The sequence below is a fragment of the Flavobacterium sp. TAB 87 genome (assembly GCF_001529295.1).
Classification (GTDB): domain Bacteria; phylum Bacteroidota; class Bacteroidia; order Flavobacteriales; family Flavobacteriaceae; genus Flavobacterium.
In genome coordinates, this window is the sequence record NZ_LLWK01000029.1 from 99,146 (window position 1) to 123,776 (window position 24,631).

A 24,631-nucleotide genomic window follows, 5' to 3' on the forward strand; every position below is an offset into this window, starting at 1 on the left:
AAAAGGTTAAGTAGCAGTTAAATCATAAGCAAAAACAACTTTTAAGTAAGTAAAAATGATAATACTAATATTTAGTAATATGGAATGAATTAAGAAATAAACGTAGAATTGTTTATTCTTTTTATAAAGCTACTGAATTATCTTTTAGTTTTGATAATTTCTGCTAACAATTTTTTAGCACGTAATAACTTAATTTTTACATTGCTCAAAGGTTCACCAATTTTTTGGGCAATTTCTTGGTAAGTAAGTTCCTGAAAATAGCGTAATTGAATTACTTCTTGGTAATGTGGCTTTAATTCTTTGATGCAGCGCAGCAAACGCGAAAGATTTTGCTCCGTAATTAATTCGTCTTCAGCAGTAGGAGCAGTGTCGGCAACATTATATGCTTGCTGATCTTCATGATCTGAAATGGGTACAAAAAGATTATACTTTTTTTTGCGTAATAAATCGATGTGAACGTTTTTGGCAATGGCAATCAACCAAGTGTTGAATTGAAATTCAGAATTATAAGTGCCAATTTTATCAAATGCTTTCGAGAAAGTTTCGATGGTAATATCTTCGGCAGTGGTTTCGTTTTCGGTTCGTTTGAGTAAGAATCCGTAAACCTCATTCCAGTACCGATCTAATAAAAAAGTAAAGGCAATTTGGTCTCCTTTTTTCGCTTCTTCAATTTTAGAATTTATTTCCAATGTACTGGTTTTGAAAAAATATTAGTTATAAAGATATTGATTTGCGTGAATATAAGCACTATTTCTAATACAGGAAACCAAATTGTTAGGTCTTTTTCTTGAAATTTCTTTGCAGAGAAACCCACGACAAGCCAAGAAGCCAAATAACGAAGTAAAAATAAAGGCAACACAATCATCCACTGAAATTGAAATGCAAATAAAATAATCGCTAAAAGTAAAAATAAGAATTGCGAACAGTAAAAAATGCCCAGCTGAATTTGGTCGAACATTTTATAAAATTTTGCCGTCGAAACGTGTCTTCTCTTTTGATTGAACCACTCTTTGTACGTTTCTTTTGGTTTAGAATAAGTAAAGCTTTCTGGAGTGAAAGATATCGTTGTATTGTGAGCATTCGCAGCTTCGTTTATAAATAAATCATCGTCTCCAGAACGAACTTGAATGTGTTTTATGAATCCATTTACATTAAAAAATTCTTCTTTTTTGTAGGCTAAATTGCGACCCACACCCATATATGGATTTCCGATTTTGGCCCATGAGAAATATTGAAGTGCCGTAAGTACGGTTTCAAATCGAATAATTTTATTGATAAAAGAATGCTCTATTTTTTCGTAACCACCGTACCCCAAAACGATAGTTTTATTCATCGTAAATTGCGAAGTCATTGCGGTAATCCATTCGTTAGAGGTTGGATAGCAATCGGCATCAGTAAACAATAAATATTCTTTTTTTGCAGCTTTTATGCCAAGCGTTAATGCGTATTTTTTATTTCCCCAAAATGCTTCGTTGTTCTTTACTTTAACCAAGCGAATATTAGGATACGTTTTTTCGAATTCTTCAAAAACTTCTAAAGTTTCATCGCTTGAAGCATCGTCTATTAATACAATCTCGAAATCAGGATAATTTTGCTCGGCAAGAATTGGAATGTATTTTTTGACATTTTCCTCTTCATTTTTTGCGCAAACAATTACCGAGACAGAAATTTTTTTAGAGGTGAAGTTTTGTGGTTTCGCAAAAGAAAATTTCGCAAAAATACCAAGGTAATAAGAAAGTTGGATGACAACTATTGCAATAAAAAAGAAGAAAATAATTGTAAGCATTTGATTTATATGTCTTTTTAATTTGAAACTTGCGAGTGCAAATGTAGGTAGGAATTGCCGATTTTCAATAAAGAAAATTGATTTACTTTCTACATTTCCCCATTTCTTTAGCAACAGCAATCGCTTGCATATCTTGGGTTTTTTCTAATTCAGAAATGATGTTTTTATAATTTTTATCGTCTCGATTTTGGGATAGTTTCTTGACTGCTTGAATCTCTTCAATTTCAATTTCGAAACCAATAATACCTCTAGCTTCTTGCATTGTTTTCTCGGATAAATTCTCAATGCGAATTGGTTTCTCAGAATTGGCTTCGTAGCGATCTACTAATTTTTTTAAGGATCGAAGAGCAGACTCCTGTTCTACAATTTTAATTCGACCATATATATGAACGGCACTGTAATTCCAAGTCGGAACATTTTCATGATCGTACCAAGACGAAGAAATATAGCTGTGCGATCCCGAAAAAATGGCTAGAACTTGGTCGTTTTCTGTAAAACCTTCAGCTTGTGGATTTAGTTTAGAAATATGACTGTGTAAAATTTCGTTGCCATTATCGTCGGTGTCCAAAATCATGGGAATATGAGTAGCCCACAATTTTCCGTTGGTTTGATTGACTAAAATTCCGAACCCATTCGCTTTTAAAAAAGCACGAATTTCATCTGGATTTTCGTTTTTATAAGTCTTAGGGATATACATTGTTTTGTGCTTAAATTACATTTACTTCTGCTTCAATTCGAATACCGAAGATCTCAAAGACGGTATCTTGCACTTTTTTTGAAACGGCCAAAATTTCTTGACCTGTGGCATTTCCATAATTAACCAAAACGAGCGCTTGGTTTTTATGAATGCCTGCGTCACCAAAACGTTTTCCTTTTAAACCAGTTTGTTCAATTAGCCAACCAGCCGGTACTTTTACTTCAGTTTCTGATACTTCATAAAATTTCATTTCAGGAAATTGCTGATGAATTTTCTCAAAATCAGATTTTAGTATAATCGGATTTTTAAAGAAGCTTCCGCTATTTCCCAATTCTTTGGGGTCTGGTAATTTACTTTGTCTGATGGTAATTACAGCATTACTCACGTCTTTTAAAGTAGGTATCGAGATATTTTGTTTGTTTAATTCACCTAAAATATCACCGTAAGACGTATTAATTTTATGTTCGTGCTTGGTCAGTTTATAAACGACTGACGTAATTATGTATTGATTTTTTATTTCATTTTTAAAAACACTTTCCCGATAACCAAAATTGCACTCGGCTTTGTTGAAGATTTTTATTTCTTGATTCTCTATGTTCATTGCCTCGCAAGAAATAAAAGTGTCTTTTATTTCCGTTCCGTAAGCGCCAATGTTTTGTACAGGAGTCGTACCCACATTTCCTGGAATCAAGGACATGTTTTCCAATCCCCCGAAATTTTGATCGATTGTCCACAGAACAAATTCGTGCCAATTTTCGCCCGCTTGACTTTCAACAAGAACAAATTCATCATTTTCTTCAATGATTCTTTTTCCTTTCAAATCAATATGAATAACTAAGGCATCAATATTTTTGGTTAAAAGCATGTTGCTTCCGCCGCCTAAAATAAATTTTTCCTTTGTTTTGTTTTCTGCCAAAACAGTTTTCAACTCTTCAATCGTATGAACCGATATGAATTCTGATGCAAGGACTTCGATACCAAAAGTGTTGTAATTTTTTAAAGAAAAATCAGCAGTTATTTTCATAAAAACGAACTATTTTTTGAAGAGTATTTTAAGACTTCAAAAGTAAGAATTATAATTGAGTTGTATGGAGATTGCTGAAAATATCAACGTACTGATTTGAAAGTTTATTCAGCCGAATTGCGATCGATTAATTCGTGGTATTTGTCCGAAATAATTTTCATGTTTATCTTGTAACTCGCTTTTTCTTCAACCATTTTTCTATTTTCAAAAATAGCTTTTTGACAAATAGTGTCGTTGTTTTTTGCCCAAATTAATGCTTCTGCTAATTTTTGAGCGTTATCAATTGCAACCAAATGGCCATTATTTCCTGAACTAATCCAACTTTGATTGCCTGCAATTTCAGAAACAATAGGGTAACAATTGCAAGCCATGGCTTCGAACAAAGATGCAGACACTCCTTCTGTGATAGGCATGCTAACATAAATAGTTGCTTGTTGCAGCAAGTTTGGTAATTGAGAATTTGGGATTCTTCCGGTAAAAATCACTTTATTCTCAATATGTAATTCTTTGGCTAAAGCCTTCAAATTATTTAATCTAGAGCCGTCGCCAACAATAGTCAGGGAGAAGTCAATTCCCTTTTTGTTTACGATAGAAAATGCTTTTAAAATATTATCATGTCGGTATTCTGGTTGCAAAGATCGCGTTACAATTGCTTGTATTGTATCGAATTTTTTTTGAGAAGGAGTAAAAACATCCAAGTCAATTCCTTTGGAGAGTACCAAAACTTTGTTCATGTCTACTCCAATTGCTTTCATAGAAACAGTCATTACTTCTCCCCAAGCGTGAATAAGGTGTGCTTTTTGAAACGCAAATTTCTGAATGAGTTTTTTAAAAGGCAGCAGCTTAGAATTTTCTGGCCATAAGTCGGTACGTCCTTGTTGCGCAATAGCGGTATTTTTAGAACCTGATAAAGCCGCCAAAAAACCATAACTCGTAGTTCTTTCTGCGACAACCATATCTGGTTTTTCGATTCGAATTATTTTTTTTATGGAAAAAAGAGCTGTACTATATTCGAATATACGTTTCAGTTTAGAGCTATTTGGAGTTTGAAGTTCCCATGTAATTATTTCAAAATCGCCAAATTCTTTTAATCCGTTCATCCACGTAATAGCGTCTGCGCGATAAGACTCGCCTAAGAAAAGTATTTTTCTTTTTTGCATCCGCCTAAAATTCGTCTGTTGCTAAACCACGGTTCAAGAAATCATTTAAAGGTTTTAAAGCAAGTAGCTTTGCGCTCATTTTAGTAACAAAATCAGACTTTAAAAATTCAGCTCTATCTATTTTTTGACTCGCCGTAAAGCTCTTTAATTTTAAAAAAGAAATTGCGGGGTGCTCTTTGTCATATCCTCGTGGTGGATTTTTGAGCGAATTTCTTTCGTTAACATCTAAAGTGCCAAATTCTTTCTTGAATGTTTTCTCGGCTAAAACAGTTTCTAAATCGTCATAAAAAAAGGCAATTTCTTTTCTAATTTTCTTTAAATCATCTGATTCGGGAGAATACAATCCGCCTGCAATAAAGCTAGCGTCTTTTTCGATGTGAATGTAATACCCAGATCGATTCAAACCTTTAATTCCACTAGAAATCCAGATACCTAAATGTGATTTATAAGGTGACTTATCTTTAGAAAAACGAATGTCGCGATTAATACGAAATGTACAATTTTTGACTTCTAACAGTTCTAAGGAAGGGTCTAAAGGTTTCATAGCATCCAAAAAATCACCAATCAATTGATGGTAGTCGGTTTTGAAAATTTCATACCTTTTTTTGTTTTCTAAAAACCAATCTCTATTGTTATTGTTTTTTAAATCATCTAAAAATTGGAGTGATTCTATGGTTAGCATATTTTACTATTGTATTTTTTTTACTAAATCTTGCTCACTAATGTATCCAAAATTTCTCCATTGCTCTTCCTTCTTGTTATTATACAAGATTAATGCAGGCAATTGATCGATTTTCATTTCGGTAGCTAACGTTTTGTTTTTGTCAACATCAATTCTAATCACAAGCACTTCACTAGCTGGATCTGTGCCCATTTTAGTCAAGTACGGCTCCATCTTTTTACAAGGTCCACACCATTCTGCATAAAAGTCGACTAGTACTTTTTTATCACTCGTAATCATTTTTAGGTAGTCAGCTTTGGTCATTCCAACTACTTTGTCTAGTGGCTTGCCAAGTCCAGCAGAATTCCATTTCATAATTCCACCTTCCAATTCATAAATGGTTGTAAAGCCCATTTCACTTAATTTTTCCGAAGCTTTTTTACTTCTACCACCACTCAAACAATACACAAAAACAGGTTTTGATTTGTCGTATTCTGCTGCTTTAGTTTCAAAGTCACTTTGTTTCCAGTCTACATTGATTGCGTTTTCAAGGTGTTCGCCCGAAAACTCTTCTGGAGTTCGAACATCCAAAATTTGTGCATTAGCTGTTGTGTGTATTTTTTCGCTAAATGCTTTGGGCGCAAGAACTTCAATCTTTTTATCTGCTTGTCCGTTGCAAGAGGCAACAATAAAGGCCGTAATTAGTACTAAGATTTGTGAAATTTTCATGTATGTAGTATTTATTTTGTTAGGGGTCATTTTATGTTTGTGCTAAAATAAGGATTTTTTAATTTTTGAAAACCCTATACAATCATAAATTAAATATTTTGTACGATTGATGTGTTGATTTTACAATAGTTTCGGTCCGTTCTGGATGTGTGTCTGAAATAAATAATTGTCCAAAAGTATCGGTGTTTACCATTTCTACTATTTTAGCAACACGACTTTCGTCTAATTTATCAAAAATATCATCAAAAAGTAAAATAGGTTTTACGCCACTTTGTTTTTTTAAAAATTCAAATTGAGCTAATTTCAACGCAATCAAAAATGATTTTTGTTGTCCTTGCGAGCCAAATTTTTTTATCGGATGCGCATCAATTTCGAAAAGTAAATCGTCCTTATGAATACCGACGCTTGTATATTGCAAAGCTCGATCTTTACCAATATTTTCTTGTAAAAGAGTAAGCAGTTCTTTTTCAAACAAGCTACTTTCGTAAACAACTTGAACCGTTTCATTATTTCCGGTAATGCTTTGATGGTGTTTGTTGAAAATTGGAATGAATTCGGCGATGAAGTTTTTTCTTTTTTCAAAAACCGCTTTTCCTAAAACATTCAGTTGCTCATTATATATAGATAGCGTGTCGTTGTCAAAAACATGATTGAGAGCAAAATACTTTAATAAAGCATTACGCTGCACAATTATTTTTTGATATTGAATAAGTTGCTGCAAGTATGGAGCGTCGAGTTGGCAAATCACACTGTCCATAAATTTTCTGCGAGTTTCGCTTCCTTCAACTATTAAATCCCGATCTGCAGGAGAAATAATTACTAACGGAATAAAACCAATATGATCCGAAAATTTATCGTAGGCTTTGCCGTTGCGTTTTAGTATTTTTTTCTGTCCTTTTTTTAAGCTACAAACAATTTGTTCATTGCGTTCATTCTTTTCTAATTCGGCGTCAATCACAAAAAATTCTTCGCCATGTTTGATGTTTTGTACCGCTAGAGGGTTAAAATAACTTTTTCCATAAGCCAAGTGATAAATTGCGTCGAGTACATTTGTTTTGCCAATTCCGTTTTTTCCAACGAAGCAGTTTATTTTAGAGTCAAATTGAAAGCTGGCTTCGTCAAAATTTTTATAGTTAAATAAGGCTATTTTTTTTAAATACATGTGGTAAAGTGCGCTGTGGTAATTGTTTATGTTTTTGAAGAAACTTTTTAAAAAGTCTTGCAAATTATCAAAAAATATCGAGATTCTAGTACTTTAAAGATTGGGAAATGGAATAAATTAGCACTAAAAAGACAGTAAGTTTTGCGTTCTGTAGAAAAAAATATTTAAAATAAATATAAAATCGTTTTTTATTACGTAGGTCTCAATAAAAATTTTATTTTTGCCGTTCACTAAATTAATTTTTTAAATGGCAACTTACAATAAAAGAGGATATAAAGCACCTAAGGAAAAAGAAGTTAAAGATACGGTAGAAGACGTTATCATTGATGAAAAAGACAGTACTACTGCTGAAGTGTTCTCAAAATTAGACGAAACTGCTTCTAAAACGGAAGATTTTGTTGCTAAAAATCAAAACATCATTATTGGTTTAGTAGCAGGTATTGCTATTTTAACAATTGGATATTTGGCTTACCAAAAATTTATTGCTGCTCCAAAAGAACTTGATGCTGCTAGCGAAATGTTCGTTGCACAACAAAATTTTGAAAAAGCGACAAACGGTGTAGCAAGTGATTCATTATATAATTTAGCTTTAAACGGTTCTGAAGGTAAATTTGGATTCTTGAAAATTGCTGATGAATACTCGAGCACAGCTGCTGGAAATTTAGCAAATTATTATGCTGGTATTTCTTATTTGAACACGGGTAAATATGATCAAGCGATCGAATTTTTAGAAAACTTCAAATCAGATGATATGATCTTGGGAGCTTTGGCAAAAGGAGCAATTGGTGATGCTTACTCTCAAAAAAATCAACCAAAAGAAGCTTTAGACTATTACGTAAAAGCTTCAGATTATAATAAAAACGATTTTACAACGCCACGTTTTTTATTAAAAGCTGGAAAAACTGCTTTGTCTTTAGGGAAAAAGGATGATGCTTTGAAATATTTTAATGAAATCAAAGAAAAGTACGAAGCAACTCCAGAAGGTTCTTCTGTTGATGCCTTGATTGGTTTGGCTCAGTAATACGACAATAAATTGTAGTGAAGGTTAGAAGTTATTAGAAATGTATAAATTTCTTCTCGCTTCTAACCTTTATTTTTTTAACTTTAGTTTCTTAATCAAAAAGTGTAAACATGGCAACTGCAAATAAAAATTTATCAGAATACGATAAAAACAAATTACCGAAGGCAAAAAATTTCCGTTTTGGAGTAGTCGTTTCCGAATGGAATGAAAAAGTGACTGAAGGTTTATATAATGGTGCATATAATGCTTTAATTGATAATGAGGTTCACGAGCAAAATATTATTCGCTGGAATGTTCCGGGTAGTTTTGAGCTAATTTATGGAGCCAAAAAAATGTTACAAACACAGAACGTGGATGCTGTAATTGTAATTGGATGCGTAATTCAAGGAGAAACTAAGCATTTTGATTTTGTGTGTGAAGGAGTGACACAAGGCATCAAGGACTTGAATGTACAAACGGATGTGCCAGTTATATTTTGTGTCTTAACGGATAATAACGAGCAACAATCTATCGATAGAAGTGGAGGAATTCACGGTAACAAAGGTACTGAAGCTGCAATTGCAGCAATCAAAATGGCCTTTTTACGCAATCAAGCTTCTTTGATGCATGATTATAAAAATCCGATGTTGACTTCGGGGGCTATTCAAATTGATGAAGGTACTCCGTTGGAACTGAAAGAATAACACACAACGATATAAATCGTAACCCATACTGTGCTAAATAGTATGGGTTTTTTGTTTTATTTATGAGTTTATAATCCCCAAAAGACAATCAAAATTTGCTAAATTTGTGCTTCTTGGTTATTTTACCAAATTTCAAAAACACAAATCCAATTCCCTATTAATGTCGAGTATTATACAATTGCTTCCTGATCATGTTGCCAACCAAATTGCTGCTGGAGAAGTGGTTCAAAGACCGGCTTCGGTAGTCAAAGAATTACTTGAGAATGCCGTTGATGCCAAAGCAACTGATATCAAATTGATTATTAAAGATGCGGGTAAGTCATTGGTTCAAGTTATTGATAACGGACAAGGAATGACGGTTACCGACGCACGTTTATGTTTTGAGCGTCATGCAACATCTAAAATTCGCCATGCCGAAGATTTGTTTTCGTTGCACACTAAAGGTTTTCGAGGTGAAGCATTGGCTTCTATTGCTGCAATTGCACACATGGAAATGAAAACCAAGCAAGACCAGGAAGAATTAGGAACGCACATTATTATTGAAGGCAGTAAATTTGTTTCGCAAGACGCTGCAGTGTTACCAAAAGGAACCGCATTTGCAGTTAAAAATTTATTTTTCAATATTCCTGCTAGGCGTAATTTCTTGAAGTCAGACATTGTTGAGTTTCGCCATGTTATGGATGAATTTCAACGCGTGGCTTTGGCGCATCCCAGTATTCATTTTACTTTTTATCATAACGGAAGCGAAATGTTCAATTTGCCTGCGGCTAGTTTTCGCCAGCGTATTGTTGGTATCTTTGGAGGCAAAACAAACGAAAAGTTAGTTCCTGTAAAGGAAGAGACTGAGATTGTAAAAGTGCAAGGATTTGTATGCAAGCCCGAATTTGCTAAAAAGAGTAGAGGAGAGCAGTTTTTCTTTGTGAATGATCGCTACATAAAAAGTGGTTATTTGCATCATGCGGTGATGGCTGCTTACGATGGAATTTTAAAAGACGGTGCACAACCGAGTTATTTTTTATTTCTTGAAGTGCCACCCAATACTATTGATATAAATATTCATCCAACAAAAACAGAAATTAAATTTGATGATGAACAAGCACTATATGCTATTTTACGCGCATCGATCAAGCATAGTTTAGGTCAATTTAATGTAGCTCCAGTATTGGATTTTGATCGTGATTCTAATTTGGATACACCTTATCATTACAAGGATTTGGATGGCGAAACGCCAACGATACAGGTCGATGGTAATTTTAATCCGTTTGAAATGGTGGAACCACCTAGAAAGCAAACGACAGCGACTGCCGGTGGTAACTCGTATTCGTACAAAAAGCCAGAAGTAACAGCGAGTTGGGAAAGTTTGTATGTGGGGTTAAAGCATGATGCAGAAGAAATTGCTTCGCATTCGTTTGAAAGTGATACCATAACTTCGTCTTTATTTAATGACAATGACGTGGAGCAAGTTGTACAGAAAACCTATCAAATTCATAAAAAGTATATTGTATCGCCCATTAAATCAGGAATGGTTATTGTCGATCAGCAGCGCGCGCACCAACGCATTTTATACGAGCAATTTTTATTAAATATGACTGTTAATCAGGCATTAAGTCAGCAACTATTGTTTCCTTTAAATTTGTTTTTTTCGTCGAGCGAAATGGAATTAGTGCACGAGTTACAGCAATCATTGGTTACTACAGGTTTTGTGTTTGATGAAAATGCAGAAGACCACATCGTGATTTCTGGTATTCCAGTAAATGTTACCGAAAGTGAAGTGTCTATGGTAATTGAGCAATTGTTGTCTGATTTACAAGATGGTGTCCCCGAGAATAATTACAGTCAAAACGATACGATTGCAAAGTCAATGGCCAAAAGTTTGGCGATTAAAACAGGTTCTTACATGACCGAAAAAGAACAAGACAATTTAGTAAACGGACTGTTTGCTTGTAAAGATCCTAATATTTCTCCTTTTCAAAAACCAACTTTCATCACGATGCGTGTGGAAGATATCGATAAAAAATTTGCCTTATGATGAAAATCACTCCCGTTGTTAAACAACTATTGATCATTAATGTGATCTTTTTTATAGGCTCACAATTAGTGCCTATTTCGTATGATTTTTTTGCCATGTTTTTTCCAGAGAATCCCGAATTTAAATTCTGGCAGCCGATTAGCCACATGTTTATGCACGGAGGCTTAATGCATATTGCATTTAATATGTTTGCATTATATTCGTTTGGATCAGCTCTGGAACATTTTTGGGGAGCTAAAAAGTTTTTGTTTTTTTACGTTTCTTGTGGTTTAGGAGCAGCATTGTTGCACACTGGTGTTAACTACTACTTTTTTCAAGAAGGATTGTCAGTTTTAGCTGAACACGGTTTTGCGAAGGCAGATATTTTGCAACTTTTAGATCAAGGAAAAATTGATACGAGGTGGCAAGAAATTATGACTGTTTCTGATTTTAAAAACTTTACAGGTGCTTATCTGGGCACAGTTGTCGGAGCTTCTGGAGCTATCTATGGACTTCTAGTTGCTTTTGCATATATGTTTCCTAATGCCGAGTTGGCTTTGATGTTTATCCCAGTGCCGATCAAAGCGAAGTACTTCGTGCCGGGACTTTTGGGTATCGATTTGTTTTTAGGCATTAATGGTAATTCTTTATTTGGCAGCAGTGGGCCTGGTATTGCGCATTTTGCACACGTTGGTGGTGCTGTAGCTGGATTTTTAATTATGTATTATTGGAAGAAAAATGAGTTCAATGACAATCGTTGGAATTAGGATTTAATTTTTTAATTTTAATAAAAATTATAGGAAATAGTTTATGAGTATAATTGATGATTTAAAGTTACAATACAAAGTAGGAGGCATTGCAAAAAGAGTAATTTATTGGAATGTAGGATGTTTTCTCGTTTCTCTAATTTTTTTCTACCACTTTTCAAAAGGATTTTTTATTTTTCCTAGTTGGTTGGCACTTTCTTCAAGTCCTTCTGAGGTTATTTATTATCCATGGACATTTTTAACCTATGCTTTTTTGCACGACGGTTTTCTGCACTTATTCTTTAATATGATTATACTGAATTTTGCGAGTTCATTATTTCTTACTTTTTTTACTCAAAAACAGTATTTAGGACTGTATTTATTAAGTGCTGTTTTTGCAGGAGTAGTGTTTGCTATTGCATTTTATATTTTAGGATATAATGCTTCAATCGTAGGTGCTTCCGCAGCTATTATGGCAATTTTGGTTGCTGTAACGACCTATCAGCCGTTAATGCAAATTCGAATGATATTGGTCGGCAATGTAAAATTGTGGCACATCACCGCTGTTGTTTTAGTGTTAGACTTAATGCAGTTTCGCTTGGATAATATGGGCGGACACATGTCGCACTTGGCGGGAGCTTTTTTCGGGTTCTTATATATTAAATTACTGCAAAACGGAACCGATGTAAGTACAGTTGTTTCTCGTGTAATTGATTTTTTTGCCAATATGTTTCACAGAAAACCTGCAACGGCTTTCCGAAAAGTACATAAAAATTACAGACAGCAACCACCTGTCGAAAAAGCAACCTCTCGAATTGTCACCAAAGACAAAAGACAGCAACAAATTGACGAAATTTTAGATAAGATTAGTCAGTCGGGTTATGATTGTTTATCCAAAGAAGAAAAAGAATTTCTGTTTAAAGCAGGAAAATAATCCTTAACACACTGCAATGAAAAATCTCTCGTGGTTTAATAAGATCATGTTCTTTTTTAATATAGTGTTGACTGTATTAACATTCAGCGCTTATATTTTGCCGTTTTTGGCGCCCAGAGCTTTCCCATTATTGTCTGTTTTTACTTTGTTTATGCCTTTGTTTTTTGTGCTAAATGGTTTGTTTTTTTTGTATTGGGGTTTATTGCTGAAGAAGCGAATGATTCTTTCGGGTCTCGTTTTGTTGATGGGTATTACTTTTATCAATAAATTCTACAAATTTAGTGCTCCCGAATACAAATCAGATACCAAAGATTTTACGGTGATGAGTTATAATGTTCGGCTTTTAAATGTATTTAAATGGGTGCCGAGAGATGATATACCCGATAATATTTTGGAATTTATAAATGAAAAGAATCCTGATATATTATGCATTCAAGAATATTCTAATTCAGGAAATATCGATTTAAAGGTATATCCACATCGTTATATTGTAATGGAAGGCAATAAAATAAAGACAGGTCAAGCCATTTTTTCTAAATACCCTATTTTATATCAAGGAAATATTGAATTTCCCAATTCCAACAATAATGTAATTTACGCCGACATCAAACGTGGAAAGGACATTGTGCGGGTTTATAATATGCATTTGCAGTCAATTAAAATTTCTCCAGACGTCAATGAGATTTCCGAAAATATTGACGTAATCAATCAAGAGAAATCTAATTTATTACTTTCAAGGATTGGTAAAGCATTTAAACAGCAGCAGCAACAAGCGGAGATTTTTAAAGAACATAAAAAGGAGTGCAAGTATAAGATAATTATTTGCGGAGATATGAACAACAGTCCGTTTTCCTATGTATATAGAAACATCAAAGGATCTTTAAAAGACAGTTTCGAAGAAGCTGGTGAAGGTTTTGGTGCTACTTATAAGTTTAAGTATTACCCAGCTAGAATCGATTATATATTTGCGGATTATAGTATGAAAGTAAAGAAGTTTGAGAGCTTTTCTGATTTCGAAAATTCAGATCATTTCCCGATTATTGCCACACTTTCAATGGAATGATTAGAATGATAGTTGCTGAGTTCTTAAGTAGTCAGCAGCAAACTTTCCTTCATTAAAAAGTAAATCTAGTACGCTGAGATTATTTATAAACCCATGCTTATCTGCAAAAACCTGGGTATAGCTTTCAAATTTATGCTCGTCTTTTTTGCCGTTTGCTAATGCTCGGTAATCTATGCTATCAGGAACTTCTTTAAGATATTCACTCGTGGTTGAATAGTTAATTTTCATGCGTAAGCATTTGCACATAATTTCAAAAACTTCCCAATTCAAGTCCATTAAAAAAGTATATTTTCTTTCAAAAATAGGATAAATGTCATCTTCAAAAAATTCAAAAAATGGCGAGCTTCTGTAAGCTGTTTCTAATGATTTAAAGTGCTGCTTTTGCCAATCGAAATCAGGCTCTATTACTATGTCTTTGCTTTTTTGTCGACTGTCTTTAGAATGCTTAACAGGAATATTCAAAAGCTGAATTCCGTTTGGGCTATAAATATATGTTCGGTTGCGGTTGCTTTGCTTTTGAAAATTATCTTCAATCTCAAAAGTCACAGTATCCGCTTGTGCAATTGCTGCAAAGTGACTGATAGAGGGGAAATAGGTTGGAAGAAGTAGTGAATCCATTTTCTTAAGTCTTGTTGTTTTTAAAAACGGAAAGTCTAAAGTCAGCACTTGCAGTGATGCAAATTACGGTACGACTTTAGACTTTAAAGTTTTATAATAGATTGTTATGCTTTATTCTCTTTTCTTTTTTTCCAAAAATAATCTCCGACGAAAAACAAAGCAAGAATAATTAAGAAATATTTAAAGTACGATTGCGGTTGTCCTTCGCCATCAACAGTGCTAAAAACTCTGTCCCAACGAATTTTATTAAATCCTTTTCCGTTCGTATCCCAACTCATCCAAATAAAAACTGGTTTTCCTACGATATGGTTTTCTGGAACATACCCCCAATAACGGCTGTCTTCAGAATTGTGTCGGTTATCTCCCATCATCCAATAATAATCTTGTTTGAACGTGTAAGATTTAGCAATTTCTCCATTAATACGAATTTCACTTCCATTGACTTTTAAATCGTTTCCTTCGTAATTACGAATGATTTCCTTATAATAAGGTAACGTTTGTAAGTTTAATGCAACTGTTTTTCCAGCTTCAGGAATATAGAGCGCAGCCATATTATCCATGTTTCCTTTGCCGTTATGAGGAAAAATAGAGTTATCATTACCTTTGCTGATCATTCGAGTAACTGCAGTTATTCCTGGCGTGTTTTTTAATCGTTCTGCGCTAACTTCGGTTAGTGCACTAAAAATGATAGTATCTCTCGCTGCAGGATTTTTATAACCAGCGAAATCTGTGATGTCTAATTCTCGGGTTAAATATTCAAAATCAATTGGGGTCTTTCCGTCCAAAGCTACTTCGTAAGAGTATTGTGGTTTAGCACGTTCTGGTAGCGCTAATTGTTTTCCATTAATAAAAACAAAACCATCTTTTATAGATAAGCTATCACCAGGAACACCAACGCAACGTTTTACGTAATTTGATTTCTTATCGACCGGTTTGTCTACGTGACGACCTGATTTATCAAAAAACTGATACACGGTGTCCATTGGCCAGTTAAAAACGACAATGTCAGTTCGCTGTATTTTTTCGATAGCGGGTAATCTTAAATAGGGTAATTGTGGCCATTTTTCGTATGATTTTTGTTTGATAAAAGGAATGGAATCATGAACCATAGGCAATGCAATCGTAGTCATTGGTACACGCGGTCCATAATTTACTTTACTAACAAATAAAAAGTCTCCAATTAAAAGTGATTTTTCTAAGGAAGAAGTTGGTATTGTATACGGTTGCACTATGTAAGTATGCACTAGCGTTGCTACAATAATCGCAAAAAGCAACGAACTTAAAGTATCAGCTGTCTTGTTTTGGGCGTGCAAACTTCTGTTCGGAACGTATTCTAATTTCTGCGTATAGTTAACATAGTAAATGTAAAGTCCACAAGTAAAAATGCCCAATAGCGTATCTGCTGTGGTGTTTTTTCCAAAAGAACGTAGAGTTTCAACCCAAATAACTGGGAACATGATAAGGTTAATGATCGGAATGAAAAGTAAAATAGTCCACCACGTTGGTCGACCAATAATTTTCATTAAAACGATAGCGTTATAAACCGGAATGGCAGCTTCCCATTTCTTTCTTCCTGCTGCTTCGTACATTTTCCATGTTCCTAAAAAGTGAACTAGTTGCATCACTAGGAAAAATACAAACCATAAATATAGTGTCATAATTGTATTGTTTAATTTGACTAAGAAACAAAATCTCTAAGCAAAAATGATATTATTTGATGTTTAAAACGTCTTTCATTGTAAATACGCCTTGTTTTCCCGCCAACCATTCGGCAGCAATTACGGCACCAAGGGCAAAGCCTTCGCGATTGTGAGCTGTATGTTTAATTTCGATAGTGTCTACTGCAGATTGATAACTGACAGTATGAGTGCCCGGTACTTCACCCTGGCGAATTGCATCAATGTGAATTTCGTTTGCTTTTGGCGATTCCATCGTCCAATTAGTAAACGTGCTATTTTCGATTACTCCCTTAGCTAGAGAAATTGCAGTTCCGCTTGGTGCATCTAATTTATGAATGTGATGAATTTCTTCTATACTGACTTTATATGTATCTAAAGTTGCCATCATTTTGGCTAGGTATTCGTTCAGACCAAAAAAGATATTTACTCCTAAGCTAAAATTGGAGCTAGAAATGAAACCACCTTTTTTATTTGCACAAAGTGCAATAACTTCATCGTAATGCTCAAGCCATCCCGTGGTTCCAGAAACTACCGGAACTCCATTGTTAAAACAAGCAGAAATATTAGGAACTGCAGCGCTAGGAACGCTAAAGTCGATTGCAACATTTGCTGTTTCTAAGCCGTCGTAGGTGTTAAATTCGTCTTTTTTAAGAACAATCTCATGTCCTCTTTGTAAAGCAATCCTTTCGATTACTTGTCCCATTTTTCCGTATCCTAAAAGTGCAATTTTCATTGTATTTTATTTTAATTTTAAGAACACTTCTGTTCTTTTTAAAAGTTGTAGCTAAAAGTTAGTCCTACATTTGGTTTAAATGTTACATCATTTGTATAAACATCTGGACAAAGTGACAATCGATCATTTACGTTAAATTGAATCAGAGCCGCATCAACGTTGGCATCGATAATATTTAAAACATAAAAACCAACGACAAAAAGAGCGGAAAGATCTCGGTTGCGTTGGTAAAATTTTTGAGCAGAAATAAGACGACTCTTATCTTTTAAGAACTGAAAATCATCATCATCATAGCCTTCTAATCTTCGTTTGTAGGCGTCTCGAACATCATGATATTTTTTGTTGTTGTCAATGTATAAGTACAAACTGGTTCCGATTGCTCCGTAAACAATCGGGATCTTCCAGTATTTTTTATTATACGCTTGCCCCAACCCTGGTAAAATCGCCGAGTAAAAAGCGGCTTTTGCAGGAGTCAATGGGTCGATGTCTAGCGAGGGCAGCGTGTCTTTTGCAACCGCAACACTATCTTTTTTTGATTGGGAAAAAACAGTTGTATTTCCTATTATAAAAAAGAGAATACTTATGAATACAATTTTATTCACTATCCGTTTATTAATTTCATTAATCGGCTAAAATCTTCTTCAGATTGAAAAGGAATCGTGATCTTTCCTTTGCCACTTCCAGCCACTTTTATATCTACTTTTGTTCCGAAGTAATCGTTAAAAGTATTTTTTTGAGTTTCTTTTACTACAAAAGAAGCCGCCGGTTTCGTTTTTCCCTCTGCTTTAGGCTTTAGACCTTCTTGGTAGTTTTTTACCAAAGTTTCGGTTTCACGTACTGACAAGTTCTGACTTACTATTTTTTGATAGATATCAGTCTGTTCGTCTAAATCTTCAATGCTAATGATTGCCCGACCATGTCCCATACTAATAAAACCGTCACGAATTCCGGTTTGAATAATTGGATCTAATTTTAACAAACGCAAATAATTCGCGATTGTCGAACGTTTTTTTCCAACTCGTTCACTCATTTGCTCTTGTGTCAATTGAATTTCGTCAATTAAACGTTGATAAGAAAGTGCAATTTCAATTGGATCTAAGTCATGACGTTGAATATTTTCAACCAAGGCCATCACTAATGATTCGTTGTCGTTTGCAATTCGAATGTATGCAGGAACAGTAGTTAATCCAACTAAAGTAGAGGCCCTTAAACGACGCTCTCCCGAAATTAATTGGTATTTATTGAACTCTAATTTACGAACGGTTATGGGTTGAATTACACCTAATTCTTTAATAGAAGTAGCTAATTCTCGCAATGATTCTTCGTTAAAATTGCTTCTCGGTTGAAACGGATTGATTTCGATAGCAGTAATTTCAAGCTCAATGATGTTTCCAACAACTTTGTCTGCATTTTTATCCGAAACTGATTTAATATCGTTTTCAGGATCTTTTAATAATGCGGATAAACCTCTTCCTAATGCTTGTTTTTTAATTGCCTTTGTCATACAAACTATTTGCTGTTTTTCTTTATAATTTCTTGCGCTAAATTAATGTAATTGACTGCACCTTTGCTGGTTGCGTCATAATTAATAATGCTTTCGCCAAAACTTGGCGCTTCACTTAATTTTACATTTCGTTGAATCACGGTTTCAAAAACCATATCGTTAAAATGCTTTTGAACTTCCTCTACAACTTGATTAGACAAGCGCAGTCTCGAGTCATACATCGTTAACAGTAGTCCTTCGATATCTAAATCTGGGTTGTGTATTTTTTGAATACTTTTTATGGTATTTAATAATTTTCCTAATCCTTCTAAAGCAAAATATTCACATTGAATGGGAATTATAACAGAATCTGCTGCAGTCAAGGCATTTAGTGTTAATAAGCCTAATGATGGCGCGCAGTCAATGATTATAAAATCGTAATCGTCTTTTACGCTTTCTAATGCTTTTTTAAGCATATACTCGCGGTTTTCCTTATCAACCAATTCGATTTCGATGGCAACAAGGTCAATATGTGCCGGAATCACATCTACATTTGGAGCAGAACATTTAACAATACTTTCTCTTGGAGTGTGGCTGTGCTCTAAAATTTGGTAGGTTCCAATTTCTACATTTTCTACATCAATTCCCAGTCCTGACGTCGCATTAGCTTGAGGGTCAGCATCAATTAGTAATACTTTTTTCTCTAAAACACCCAATGAAGCGGCAAGATTTATAGATGTAGTAGTTTTTCCAACGCCTCCTTTTTGATTAGCAATCGCAATGATTTTGCCCATTTGTTTTTCTTGATTTTGAACGGTAAAAATACGATTATTTATGGTTTTTGAAAATCTATTTTGTTAACATTCCCGAAAGTCAATGTTTGAGATGTATAAACCTTACAAGGCGTATTGTAATTTTAAGTACTGCTTTTCAAAAACAATAAATAGGGCAATTGGCTTTTAGAGTAGTAGCGATAAGCATAGGTTTTTTTGCTTTTATTTGGGAATTTCTTTTTTCAATTTCTTTTTATTTAAAGAAGTACTCGTGAAAAGGTTGTTAATTTATAAGATAAGATTTTTCGTTGTAATTAATTGATTATAATTTTAATGTGAAAGTATTTTAATTACTTTTGAAAATTAAATAATTTATTACTTTAAAGTGAGAAAAACAGTTAAGATTTTTGTTAAAGCGCTGCTATTAGTAACTGGTTTACTAGTTTTCTATGGTTTGATATCTTTTGCGCTTAGTGCAATAACGATCAAACAAGAAGTAGGAACTAAGGAAGAAGTAGAAATATTTATACTGACTAATGGAGTGCATACTGACATTGTAATGCCTGTGAAAAATGATCAAATGGACTGGGTGGCGAAAGTCCCTTACAACAACACTCAAGCCGCAGATTCTACGTATAAATTTATCGCATTAGGTTGGGGGGATAAAGGATTTTACTTAGAAACGCCCACTTGGTCTGATTTAAGAGCGTCTGTAGCTTTAAAAGCAGCCACCGGATTGAGTACTACTGCTATTCATGCAACCTATTATAAAAAAATGAAGCAGGGCGATGACTGTAAAGCAATAAAAATCAGCAAAGAGCAATACCAACGGCTCATAAGTTTTATAGATAAAAGTTTTCAAAAGGATAGCTTGGGAAATTTTTTAGTCATTAAGACCAATGCTAATTATGGAAAAAATGATGCTTTTTATGAAGCTACCGGAAGTTATAGTATACTTCAGACGTGCAATACTTGGGCAAATAGTGCATTAAAAACAAGCGGTCAGAGATGTTGCTTTTGGACGCCTTCCTCTTCTGCAATTTTTTCTAAATACAAATAAATATAATATAAATATGGTACAAAAAACGTCGAATGCTTTTATAGCAGCATCATGGGTGGCTCTTGCAGCCGGAACAGCAGGTTTTATAATTGGTCTCAGTAGGGCCGAAATGTTATTAAATGAAAAAGGATATTACTTTACGGTATTAATGTTTGGGCTTTTTGCAGTTGTATCTCTGCAGAAAAGTGTACGAGATCGACTAGAGAAACTTCCCGTTACAGATATGTATTATGGGATTTGTTGGTTCGGAACGCTTTTATCTATTGTGCTACTTGTTGTCGGATTATGGAATGCAACAATTTTACCTAGTGAAAAAGGATTTTATGCTTTTGCATTTCTATTAGCGATTTTTGGTGCTATCTCAGTGCAGAAAAACACGAGAGATAACATGTCTTTTTCTGAATAAAATTGAATACGGTTAAAGTTAAAATAATTTATAAAGTTTCAAAGTAAAAGAGCTGTGGTAAATCATTTTACTGCAGTTTTTTTTGCTCTTCTGCTTTTTTCGGGAGTTGTATTTGTTTGTATTTTAGATCTTAATTATATCAAGTAAAGGGCTGAAGGAAATAAGATATTTGAAGTTCGTTAGGTAGCGTATGGGTTTCTTGCTAAGAAATCCTATCTAATTGCATAAAGGATCCGAGATTGATTTCATGTTAGGTGAAGATAGTTAGAAGTGTTGTAAGAAGATAAAATTAAACACTGGGAGAAATTAACAAATAAAAAAAACAAGCTGGTAAAGATTGAGAAATGAAAAGGAGGGTTAATGTCGTGTATCTGCTATTCTTTGTGTCTTCCTGACTTTTGATCTATTCGCCGTAATTGTGCGTAAGAAGAGTGTGTCAATAGTCCGAAACACTACCGTTAAAAGTTTCAAACTTGTTGTGAAAAATAAAAAAGCCTGAAAAAATAGTTTTTCAGGCTTTTTGTCTTTGTAGTGACCACGGTGGGATTTGAACCCACACGCCCTTGCGAGCACCAGCCCCTCAAGCTGGCAAGTCTACCGTTTCTCCACGTGGCCTAAAAGCAAAAAAGGTCAAGTAAATAAATACTCAACCTTTTGTGACCCGACTGGGGCTCGAACCCAGGACCCCATCATTAAAAGTGATGTGCTCTACCAACTGAGCTATCGAGTCAATGCATTCAATTAAATTATGTGTTGATCACTTCATTTGTGACCCGACTGGGGCTCGAACCCAGGACCCCATCATTAAAAGTGATGTGCTCTACCAACTGAGCTATCGAGTCATAATTGTTTGCTTGAATGCGGGTGCAAATATAAGGAGTTTTTTTTATTATTTCCAAGCAATTTTATTATAAATTTGTCTTTTTTTAACTTTAATTTTCAATTCCTTAATTCATAGGGTTTTACTATCATGAAAAAAATAATATTATTAGGTTATATGGGCTGTGGAAAATCTACAATTGCCGAAAAGCTATCTGGCGTAACAGAAATTCCTTTTGTCGATTTGGACAAAGTAATCGAAAATAAGGCCAATTTAGAGATCAGTGAAATTTTTGGGCAATTCGGAGAGATCTACTTTAGAAAACTAGAACACCAAACTTTTGTCGAATTACTGCAAGAACCCACTGAAATGATTATCGGTTTAGGAGGAGGAACACCATGTTATGCGAACAATCACGAGTTATTAGTAAGAGAGGATGTGCTTTCTATATATCTAAGAGCCTCTATAGAAACCTTGTTTAGTCGTTTATCGGTAAATAAAAGTAAAAGGCCGCTCATAGCGCAAATGAATGATGATGAATTAAAAGAGTTTATCGCAAAGCATTTATTTGATAGAAGCTATTATTACAATCAAGCGCAGCATAAAGTGGTGGTTGATGATAGAAAGATTGATGAAACAGTCCAAGATATACTGAGCTTATTAGCTTAAAAATGCACAATCACTTTCGTTGTCAAAAACAACTTGAACGTGCTCTAATAACGAAGTAGAAAGAGAAATGCCTTTAAAGTCTGCTTTTACTGGATATTTCTTATGATTTCGGTCAACTAGTACTGCAGTTTTAAATTTCTTTAAAGGAGCGTCTAGAAAATGGCGCACTGCATATATAAGTGTGGTGCCGGAGTTAAGCACATCATCAACTAAAACCAAACCACGGTCAGTGTATTCATCAACAGTTAGACTTGTTGTAATTGGCGCAGTTGGATTTTGTTTGTCTATGGTAACCTTACATAAAGAAACCTTTATTGGAGAAATATGTTCTAAAGCAGCAGCAATTTTCTCAGCAAAAACATAGCCATTCGAGGCAATTCCAGCTATAACGATATTTTCTTCATCTACAAAAGTCTCGTAAATTTGGTAAGCAATACGTTTTATTTTGTGCTCGATTTCTTGATGATTTAAAATTATATTTTTGCTCATAGTATTTATTTTTTTTCAAAGATAAAAAACAGTTCGTTTTCTCGTCTCGGTTTAATCGAATTATATGCGGTTTCTAAACTTTTGATTCTAAAATTAGTTCTAAATAAATTTTCGTATTCTGTTTTTGAACCACCAAAAGGCGGGCCAACCTCAGTTAAGGGAAATTGAAAGAATACACCAGCAACTTTGCCGTTTGGTTTTAATAATGACTTTACTTTTTCTACATATTTCTCTCTCAAATATGGATTTAGTGCGCAGAAGAAGGTTTGTTCTAAGATCAGATCAAAGTGTCCTTCTAATTCAAAGAAATCGGCCTGAATTAATTGTTCTGATTGGAGATGTGGAATTCTCTTTCTAATATAGTGTAAAGGTGTAGTCGCAAAATCAACAACGAATACGCTCTCAAAGCCATTTTCTAGTAAGTATTCCAGTTCATAGCTATTTCCACCACCAGGAATCAGTATAGAAAGCGATTTGTCGGTCAGTTGATCTATGTATTCTTTTAACGGAGTAGAGATCGAGCCAATGTCCCAAGCAGTCTGTTGCTGCTGGTATCGATCTTCCCAATATTCTTTAGTCAGTTTCATCTTTATCTTCCTCTATTTCGTTACCATATTCATCCAGATCACGACGATCCTTTTTTGTTGGACGACCCGTTCCGCTTTTGCGATAGTGCTCTTTAGAGAGCTTTAGTAATTCTAAATGGGCGTATGCTTCAGCAGGCGTTTCATTTTTTCTATAAATATCGACCAATTTTGCGCCTACGCGACTTTCGGGAATATCAAGTACAGTAATAATTTGTGTAATTTGATCTTTTCGAAAAGTGATTTTGTCGGTAGCAAAAACTTCTCTAGAAGGCTTGGCTACTTGTCCATTTACTGTTACATGATTTTTTTTGCATGCCTCGGTGACCATGTTTCTGGTTTTGTAATAACGCACGCACCATAAGTATTTGTCTATTCTCATAATTTTTCTAAAATCGGAGTTAAATTGTTTACAAAAATAAATCAATATTGTATCTTGCGCACCTAAATTTACAAGCAATAATGAACAAAATTAAATATTCTTTTATAGTAGTACTAACAGTTTTTTCAATAATTTCATGTTCAAAGAAAGATGATGAGGTCGAAATAGTACCGCCAAAACCTTACGATGTGCAATATGCTATTGATAAAGTTGATATCCAAGAATATTTAAAAAACAATTATATTACTGTAGATGCGGAGTATAATGTAACTGTTGCTAAAATTCCTGCTGGAGGAACGCAACCAAATATTTTATCCTATAAAGATAATGCAGCTTTTCCAAAATTGTTAAGTAGGTTAGTAAAGGTGCACGAAATAGAGTATGAATTGTATTATTTGGTAATTCGTGAAGGTACGGGCGAAAAACCGATGAATGTCGATGGTGTTTTAGCAGCTTACAGCGGAAGCTATTTAAAAACGACTGCAGCTGAAGGAGTTTCTACACAAACTTCCACTCATTTTGAAACAGTGATGAATCCAGCTAGTTTTATGGATTTATTTGGAACTATAAGAGGTTGGAAAGAAATTTTTCCACAGTTTAAAACGGGAACCTATTCTTCAAACGCAGATGGTAGTGTGAAATACGATAATTATGGTGTAGGTATGATCTTTATTCCTTCTGGACTGGGATATTATTCAGGGGGTAGTAATAGTATTCCTTCTTATTCCCCTTTAGTTTTCAGTTTTAAACTCTACGAAGTAAAACGTTTAGATCATGAATATAAAATAATCAATAATCAAAGTGTGGCAGAACCTGACGGCGTTCTTTCTATGTATGAAGATATAGATGGTGACGGATACGTTTGGACAGCATCAGAACTTAATAAAGGAGTTGTGAATCCGGATGATACAGATGGAGATGGAATTCCAGATTTTTTAGATACTGATGACGATGGAGATAATTACACAACCAAATTAGAGATAAAGAATCCTGCTACGGGCAAGCCTTATCCTTTCGATCAAATTCCAACTTGTGAGTCTGGCAAGAAAAATTATTTAGATAAAACATGTCATCCATAATAATGTATAGAGTTTTAATACAAAGCGGCCATCAATTGATGGTCGTTTTTTTTTGTTTTAACATCTATCGTTATATATAGGTTTAGGAAGGTTTTTTATATTTAGGAGCTATTTCCTGTCATTCGCTGTATCTTCTATTGCTTAAAGAAAGCAATAGAAGGATGCCGCTGCTACCAGGGCTA

At 34.3% G+C, this 24,631-nt stretch carries 27 protein-coding genes and 3 tRNA genes; 10 read left to right on the forward strand and 20 right to left on the reverse strand.

Annotated elements, in window-relative coordinates:
• Positions 1-137: 137 nt before the first annotated feature.
• The 8 genes from AP058_RS02795 to AP058_RS02830 all read right to left on the reverse strand — a co-directional run bounded on the left by AP058_RS02795 (position 138) and on the right by AP058_RS02830 (position 7,219).
• Positions 138-689: an RNA polymerase sigma factor gene (locus AP058_RS02795; protein ID WP_066306736.1), complete on the reverse strand. Its 552-nt coding sequence runs from the start codon at positions 687-689 to the stop codon at positions 138-140.
• Complete coding sequence (locus AP058_RS02800) at positions 680-1,786, reverse strand: glycosyltransferase (protein ID WP_066306776.1); 1,107 nt, start codon at positions 1,784-1,786, stop codon at positions 680-682. Before AP058_RS02800 ends, AP058_RS02795 begins: the two co-directional genes overlap by 10 nt.
• An 82-nt stretch (positions 1,787-1,868) precedes the next feature.
• Positions 1,869-2,483, reverse strand: a complete 615-nt coding sequence (locus tag AP058_RS02805) for an FMN-binding negative transcriptional regulator (protein WP_066306739.1) — start codon at positions 2,481-2,483, stop codon at positions 1,869-1,871.
• A gap of 10 nt (positions 2,484-2,493) precedes the next feature.
• Positions 2,494-3,507 carry a UDP-N-acetylmuramate dehydrogenase gene (gene murB / locus AP058_RS02810; RefSeq protein WP_066306740.1) on the reverse strand — a complete coding sequence of 338 codons (1,014 nt, stop codon included), beginning with the start codon at positions 3,505-3,507 and terminating at the stop codon, positions 2,494-2,496.
• A 104-nt stretch (positions 3,508-3,611) separates the two neighbouring features.
• Entirely contained in the window at positions 3,612-4,667 is a 1,056-nt protein-coding gene (locus AP058_RS02815; protein WP_066306741.1) for a glycosyltransferase, read from the reverse strand.
• 4 nt (positions 4,668-4,671) lie between these two features.
• Complete coding sequence (locus AP058_RS02820; protein WP_066306742.1) at positions 4,672-5,349, reverse strand: DUF2461 domain-containing protein; 678 nt, start codon at positions 5,347-5,349, stop codon at positions 4,672-4,674.
• A gap of 6 nt (positions 5,350-5,355) precedes the next feature.
• On the reverse strand, positions 5,356-6,057 hold the full coding sequence (locus AP058_RS02825) for a thioredoxin domain-containing protein (protein WP_066306778.1): 702 nt from the start codon (positions 6,055-6,057) through the stop codon (positions 5,356-5,358).
• An 82-nt stretch (positions 6,058-6,139) separates the two neighbouring features.
• Entirely contained in the window at positions 6,140-7,219 is a 1,080-nt protein-coding gene (locus AP058_RS02830) for a DNA replication/repair protein RecF (RefSeq protein WP_066306744.1), read from the reverse strand.
• A 247-nt stretch (positions 7,220-7,466) separates the two neighbouring features.
• On the opposite strand from AP058_RS02830, the gene AP058_RS02835 reads away from it, so the two are divergent.
• From AP058_RS02835 to AP058_RS02860, 6 genes are all read left to right on the forward strand, one after another.
• Positions 7,467-8,240 carry a tetratricopeptide repeat protein gene (locus tag AP058_RS02835; protein ID WP_066306746.1) on the forward strand — a complete coding sequence of 258 codons (774 nt, stop codon included), beginning with the start codon at positions 7,467-7,469 and terminating at the stop codon, positions 8,238-8,240.
• Positions 8,241-8,350: 110 nt separating this feature from the next.
• Positions 8,351-8,923 carry a 6,7-dimethyl-8-ribityllumazine synthase gene (ribH, locus tag AP058_RS02840; RefSeq protein WP_066306748.1) on the forward strand — a complete coding sequence of 191 codons (573 nt, stop codon included), beginning with the start codon at positions 8,351-8,353 and terminating at the stop codon, positions 8,921-8,923.
• A gap of 160 nt (positions 8,924-9,083) precedes the next feature.
• Positions 9,084-10,952, forward strand: a complete 1,869-nt coding sequence (mutL, locus tag AP058_RS02845; RefSeq protein WP_066306750.1) for a DNA mismatch repair endonuclease MutL — start codon at positions 9,084-9,086, stop codon at positions 10,950-10,952.
• On the forward strand, positions 10,949-11,698 hold the full coding sequence (locus AP058_RS02850) for a rhomboid family intramembrane serine protease (RefSeq protein WP_082706554.1): 750 nt from the start codon (positions 10,949-10,951) through the stop codon (positions 11,696-11,698). Before mutL ends, AP058_RS02850 begins: the two co-directional genes overlap by 4 nt.
• A gap of 43 nt (positions 11,699-11,741) precedes the next feature.
• Positions 11,742-12,611, forward strand: coding sequence for a rhomboid family intramembrane serine protease (locus tag AP058_RS02855; RefSeq protein ID WP_066306751.1), 870 nt, complete (start codon positions 11,742-11,744; stop codon positions 12,609-12,611).
• 16 nt (positions 12,612-12,627) lie between these two features.
• Entirely contained in the window at positions 12,628-13,674 is a 1,047-nt protein-coding gene (locus tag AP058_RS02860) for an endonuclease/exonuclease/phosphatase family protein (RefSeq protein ID WP_066306752.1), read from the forward strand.
• Here the strand turns inward: AP058_RS02860 and AP058_RS02865 are convergent, their stop codons facing one another.
• The 6 genes from AP058_RS02865 to AP058_RS02890 form a co-directional block, all read right to left on the reverse strand.
• Positions 13,675-14,292: a WbqC family protein gene (locus AP058_RS02865; RefSeq protein WP_066306756.1), complete on the reverse strand. Its 618-nt coding sequence runs from the start codon at positions 14,290-14,292 to the stop codon at positions 13,675-13,677.
• A 104-nt stretch (positions 14,293-14,396) separates the two neighbouring features.
• A complete protein-coding gene (gene lepB / locus AP058_RS02870) occupies positions 14,397-15,950 on the reverse strand; it encodes a signal peptidase I (RefSeq protein WP_066306758.1) in 1,554 nt (517 codons plus the stop codon).
• A 52-nt stretch (positions 15,951-16,002) separates the two neighbouring features.
• Positions 16,003-16,704, reverse strand: coding sequence for a 4-hydroxy-tetrahydrodipicolinate reductase (gene dapB, locus AP058_RS02875; RefSeq protein ID WP_066306759.1), 702 nt, complete (start codon positions 16,702-16,704; stop codon positions 16,003-16,005).
• 38 nt (positions 16,705-16,742) lie between these two features.
• Complete coding sequence (locus AP058_RS02880; RefSeq protein ID WP_066306760.1) at positions 16,743-17,306, reverse strand: DUF5683 domain-containing protein; 564 nt, start codon at positions 17,304-17,306, stop codon at positions 16,743-16,745.
• Positions 17,306-18,208 carry a ParB/RepB/Spo0J family partition protein gene (locus AP058_RS02885; RefSeq protein ID WP_066306761.1) on the reverse strand — a complete coding sequence of 301 codons (903 nt, stop codon included), beginning with the start codon at positions 18,206-18,208 and terminating at the stop codon, positions 17,306-17,308. Before AP058_RS02885 ends, AP058_RS02880 begins: the two co-directional genes overlap by 1 nt.
• 5 nt (positions 18,209-18,213) lie before the next feature.
• On the reverse strand, positions 18,214-18,981 hold the full coding sequence (locus tag AP058_RS02890) for a ParA family protein (protein ID WP_066306762.1): 768 nt from the start codon (positions 18,979-18,981) through the stop codon (positions 18,214-18,216).
• 364 nt (positions 18,982-19,345) lie between these two features.
• Between AP058_RS02890 and AP058_RS02895 the strand changes: the two genes are divergently transcribed.
• Positions 19,346-20,020, forward strand: coding sequence for a TIGR02117 family protein (locus AP058_RS02895; RefSeq protein ID WP_066306763.1), 675 nt, complete (start codon positions 19,346-19,348; stop codon positions 20,018-20,020).
• Between the two features lie 13 nt (positions 20,021-20,033).
• Positions 20,034-20,426: an inner membrane protein YiaA gene (yiaA, locus tag AP058_RS02900; RefSeq protein WP_066306764.1), complete on the forward strand. Its 393-nt coding sequence runs from the start codon at positions 20,034-20,036 to the stop codon at positions 20,424-20,426.
• A 532-nt stretch (positions 20,427-20,958) separates the two neighbouring features.
• On the opposite strand, the gene AP058_RS02905 is transcribed toward yiaA, so the two are convergent.
• The 3 genes from AP058_RS02905 to AP058_RS02915 all read right to left on the reverse strand — a co-directional run bounded on the left by AP058_RS02905 (position 20,959) and on the right by AP058_RS02915 (position 21,268).
• Positions 20,959-21,041: transfer RNA gene (locus AP058_RS02905), tRNA-Leu, on the reverse strand.
• A 42-nt stretch (positions 21,042-21,083) separates the two neighbouring features.
• Positions 21,084-21,156, reverse strand: a tRNA-Lys gene (locus AP058_RS02910).
• A gap of 39 nt (positions 21,157-21,195) precedes the next feature.
• Positions 21,196-21,268, reverse strand: a tRNA-Lys gene (locus AP058_RS02915).
• 128 nt (positions 21,269-21,396) lie between these two features.
• Here AP058_RS02915 and AP058_RS02920 point away from each other — a divergent pair.
• Positions 21,397-21,915: a shikimate kinase gene (locus tag AP058_RS02920; RefSeq protein WP_066306766.1), complete on the forward strand. Its 519-nt coding sequence runs from the start codon at positions 21,397-21,399 to the stop codon at positions 21,913-21,915.
• Here the strand turns inward: AP058_RS02920 and AP058_RS02925 are convergent.
• Genes AP058_RS02925 through AP058_RS02935 form a run of 3 tightly spaced genes read right to left on the reverse strand, consistent with a single transcriptional unit; the run spans position 21,907 to position 23,370 of the window.
• On the reverse strand, positions 21,907-22,404 hold the full coding sequence (locus tag AP058_RS02925) for a phosphoribosyltransferase family protein (protein WP_066306768.1): 498 nt from the start codon (positions 22,402-22,404) through the stop codon (positions 21,907-21,909). The two genes, AP058_RS02920 and AP058_RS02925, sit on opposite strands and share 9 nt — an antisense overlap.
• Positions 22,405-22,409: 5 nt before the next feature.
• Positions 22,410-22,991 (reverse strand): methyltransferase domain-containing protein, encoded by a 582-nt coding sequence (locus AP058_RS02930; protein ID WP_066306770.1) that lies wholly within the window; start codon positions 22,989-22,991, stop codon positions 22,410-22,412.
• Positions 22,978-23,370 (reverse strand): RNA-binding S4 domain-containing protein, encoded by a 393-nt coding sequence (locus AP058_RS02935; protein ID WP_066306783.1) that lies wholly within the window; start codon positions 23,368-23,370, stop codon positions 22,978-22,980. The genes AP058_RS02930 and AP058_RS02935 overlap by 14 nt, the downstream gene beginning before the upstream one ends.
• An 80-nt stretch (positions 23,371-23,450) precedes the next feature.
• On the opposite strand from AP058_RS02935, the gene AP058_RS02940 reads away from it, so the two are divergent.
• Positions 23,451-24,449 carry an FKBP-type peptidyl-prolyl cis-trans isomerase gene (locus tag AP058_RS02940; RefSeq protein ID WP_066306772.1) on the forward strand — a complete coding sequence of 333 codons (999 nt, stop codon included), beginning with the start codon at positions 23,451-23,453 and terminating at the stop codon, positions 24,447-24,449.
• Positions 24,450-24,631 lie beyond the last annotated feature (182 nt).

Bases quoted from the DNA above. Each gene is read 5' to 3' on its own strand.
- AP058_RS02800 (WP_066306776.1), bottom strand. From the start codon at position 1,786: ATGCTTACAATTATTTTCTTCTTTTTTATTGCAATAGTTGTCATCCAA.
- AP058_RS02805 (WP_066306739.1), bottom strand. From the start codon at position 2,483: ATGTATATCCCTAAGACTTATAAAAACGAAAATCCAGATGAAATTCGT.
- murB (WP_066306740.1), bottom strand. From the start codon at position 3,507: ATGAAAATAACTGCTGATTTTTCTTTAAAAAATTACAACACTTTTGGT.
- AP058_RS02815 (WP_066306741.1), bottom strand. From the start codon at position 4,667: ATGCAAAAAAGAAAAATACTTTTCTTAGGCGAGTCTTATCGCGCAGAC.
- AP058_RS02820 (WP_066306742.1), bottom strand. From the start codon at position 5,349: ATGCTAACCATAGAATCACTCCAATTTTTAGATGATTTAAAAAACAAT.
- AP058_RS02825 (WP_066306778.1), bottom strand. From the start codon at position 6,057: ATGAAAATTTCACAAATCTTAGTACTAATTACGGCCTTTATTGTTGCC.
- AP058_RS02830 (WP_066306744.1), bottom strand. From the start codon at position 7,219: ATGTATTTAAAAAAAATAGCCTTATTTAACTATAAAAATTTTGACGAA.
- AP058_RS02835 (WP_066306746.1), top strand. From the start codon at position 7,467: ATGGCAACTTACAATAAAAGAGGATATAAAGCACCTAAGGAAAAAGAA.
- ribH (WP_066306748.1), top strand. From the start codon at position 8,351: ATGGCAACTGCAAATAAAAATTTATCAGAATACGATAAAAACAAATTA.
- mutL (WP_066306750.1), top strand. From the start codon at position 9,084: ATGTCGAGTATTATACAATTGCTTCCTGATCATGTTGCCAACCAAATT.
- AP058_RS02850 (WP_082706554.1), top strand. From the start codon at position 10,949: ATGATGAAAATCACTCCCGTTGTTAAACAACTATTGATCATTAATGTG.
- AP058_RS02855 (WP_066306751.1), top strand. From the start codon at position 11,742: ATGAGTATAATTGATGATTTAAAGTTACAATACAAAGTAGGAGGCATT.
- AP058_RS02860 (WP_066306752.1), top strand. From the start codon at position 12,628: ATGAAAAATCTCTCGTGGTTTAATAAGATCATGTTCTTTTTTAATATA.
- AP058_RS02865 (WP_066306756.1), bottom strand. From the start codon at position 14,292: ATGGATTCACTACTTCTTCCAACCTATTTCCCCTCTATCAGTCACTTT.
- lepB (WP_066306758.1), bottom strand. From the start codon at position 15,950: ATGACACTATATTTATGGTTTGTATTTTTCCTAGTGATGCAACTAGTT.
- dapB (WP_066306759.1), bottom strand. From the start codon at position 16,704: ATGAAAATTGCACTTTTAGGATACGGAAAAATGGGACAAGTAATCGAA.
- AP058_RS02885 (WP_066306761.1), bottom strand. From the start codon at position 18,208: ATGACAAAGGCAATTAAAAAACAAGCATTAGGAAGAGGTTTATCCGCA.
- AP058_RS02890 (WP_066306762.1), bottom strand. From the start codon at position 18,981: ATGGGCAAAATCATTGCGATTGCTAATCAAAAAGGAGGCGTTGGAAAA.
- yiaA (WP_066306764.1), top strand. From the start codon at position 20,034: ATGGTACAAAAAACGTCGAATGCTTTTATAGCAGCATCATGGGTGGCT.
- AP058_RS02920 (WP_066306766.1), top strand. From the start codon at position 21,397: ATGAAAAAAATAATATTATTAGGTTATATGGGCTGTGGAAAATCTACA.
- AP058_RS02925 (WP_066306768.1), bottom strand. From the start codon at position 22,404: ATGAGCAAAAATATAATTTTAAATCATCAAGAAATCGAGCACAAAATA.
- AP058_RS02930 (WP_066306770.1), bottom strand. From the start codon at position 22,991: ATGAAACTGACTAAAGAATATTGGGAAGATCGATACCAGCAGCAACAG.
- AP058_RS02935 (WP_066306783.1), bottom strand. From the start codon at position 23,370: ATGAGAATAGACAAATACTTATGGTGCGTGCGTTATTACAAAACCAGA.
- AP058_RS02940 (WP_066306772.1), top strand. From the start codon at position 23,451: ATGAACAAAATTAAATATTCTTTTATAGTAGTACTAACAGTTTTTTCA.